At 38.9% G+C, this 1798-nt stretch carries 3 protein-coding genes and 1 pseudogene; all 4 read left to right on the top strand.

Annotated elements, in window-relative coordinates; all coding sequences use genetic code 11:
* The first annotated feature begins 196 nt into the window (after positions 1-196).
* The 4 genes and pseudogenes from J5224_RS26375 to J5224_RS26360 all read left to right on the top strand — a co-directional run bounded on the left by J5224_RS26375 (position 197) and on the right by J5224_RS26360 (position 1690).
* A complete protein-coding gene (locus J5224_RS26375; protein WP_264628132.1) occupies positions 197-523 on the top strand; it encodes a hypothetical protein in 327 nt (108 codons plus the stop codon).
* Positions 510-621, top strand: a pseudogene (locus tag J5224_RS26370) (hypothetical protein); the annotation flags it as partial. The gene J5224_RS26375 and the pseudogene J5224_RS26370, both read left to right, overlap by 14 nt.
* A 229-nt stretch (positions 622-850) precedes the next feature.
* A complete protein-coding gene (locus J5224_RS26365) occupies positions 851-1081 on the top strand; it encodes a hypothetical protein (RefSeq protein ID WP_264628131.1) in 231 nt (76 codons plus the stop codon).
* 63 nt (positions 1082-1144) lie between these two features.
* Complete coding sequence (locus J5224_RS26360; RefSeq protein ID WP_264628130.1) at positions 1145-1690, top strand: immunity 42 family protein; 546 nt, start codon at positions 1145-1147, stop codon at positions 1688-1690.
* The last annotated feature ends 108 nt before the right edge of the window (positions 1691-1798 follow it).

Here is a 1798-nt window from a genome sequence, read left to right as displayed (position 1 = left end):
AGAAAGGCAGTTAGGTCTGCAGTGAGCGAAGTCCGGAAATTCGTTTTCGGGTAACATAATCCATATGCAAGAGGATTTCTAAAAGAGAATGGGGCGTCTAAGCGGGATACTTGCAACGATTCTTGCCGTATTCACCGTAAGTACTCTGTTTGGCGTATTTTTAATCAAATAGCAAACACCAATAAAAGGAATTTTCATGAACAATCTTCCATCTATGCCGCAGTTAGGGATTTATGTCTCAAAAATCGATCCCACCCTTTGCATCACTGTAACCGCCGTTGATATTGTCGATGACTCTCCTGATGATGAATTGTTTTATTTAGTCCGCTGGATCGAGGGGGAAGATGAAAGTGATATGTCTGCGATGGAATTTGAGCTAGATCCAGCAGAGTGGAAGGCTTTCGTTGAGTCTGAGCAATTAGTGTTTGAGCGCGATCCCTACATTGATTCAGTCCCTGAAAATTCAAACCTTGCGAAAATTCGGGATTTACTTATGAAAACTAAACAGAATGACCGTTCGTAAGCACCCATCAGGAAAGATGGCTTAGGGAGTGTTATCCATTTGGGACAAACGGCAAACGAATTCGCAAGCAACTTGTCACCAAAGGTGAAGCACTTTCTGTTCTGGCGTGTAGTTAATACGCGTTCTTCGTTTCATGGCAACACCCCCTTGATTAAGGATAGCGTTGCATCGACTCATTGAACTCACAACGAGGAACGGACGTTTACACCTCACGAACGAACTTAAATATAAAATTTTTCCAGTTATGCAGTGGCTATAAGGAATGTATTGACATGATATCTATGCCAAAATGAATTGAATTCAATCATTTACGGAGTATTGCAAATCATGGCTATAGTGTTCATTCCTGCCCTTGTTTCGCTGCTTGAAGCCAAAGAGAAGGACTTCAGACGAGAATTGACACGAGAGGATGTTGAGTCGATCCGAGATAATGCTACTGCTATTGAGTTACCTGCAGAGATTGCCTGGGACATGATCAAAAGCCTAGGCTATCCCGATATTGATGTGCAAAATGCCTGGGATGAGTGGTTACTATATAAAAAAACCATAAATTTTTAAGAGCATAGATGTTCTTCGAACAGAACTTCTCTAAATCGGTAAACTATTCGGTAAAGGAATATTATGATTTTTGGTGATCCCTATCGCTTTGCAATCTGGATTGAATACGTTCCGCAATGGGGCGATTCTATAAAGAATGGTTTCTTCTATTTCTTTTTGAACGGGAGTATGTATCCTAATGATATCCGCACATCGACCTTATTCGTTGATTATGATGATGTTATTGATTCTGAAAATGCTCTTATAGCTATGCCATGCGATGATGAAATATTTAATGCATCAACAGATGAAGCTTTTGAATATCTGTATAAAATGGCTTACCCACAGCCCACGCCAGAGAATGAATATCCTGATGGAATTTGTAAGTTCAATGCTTCACCCACGATCATTTTAGAATCTGGAGCATGTTTTTTTGCCGTTTCGAACAAAAATTTCGTTAGAATCTTAGGTGGTAAGGTATCTGAATTAGTCGATCATGGCGAGAGGCGCGTTTGGCAAGATATTAAACACCCTATTATAGAAGATATAACTATAGAAAAAATTGAAATTAATAAAATAATTTCAAGCTTTAAGAAATATACCACTTCTTTATTACAAATAGATCGTTAATAACATTCAAGGGCTAGGAATTTTGCATTTAAACTACTTATATTCTCATCTGAGAAAATCACAGCGAGGGCGTTTGTAACGCCCAGTATTCAGCTTAAATATACACGA

The sequence above is a fragment of the Candidatus Symbiopectobacterium sp. NZEC135 genome (assembly GCF_025962695.1).
Note: the sequence above shows the minus strand (reverse complement) of the source record. Positions and strands in the feature narration are given on the sequence as shown.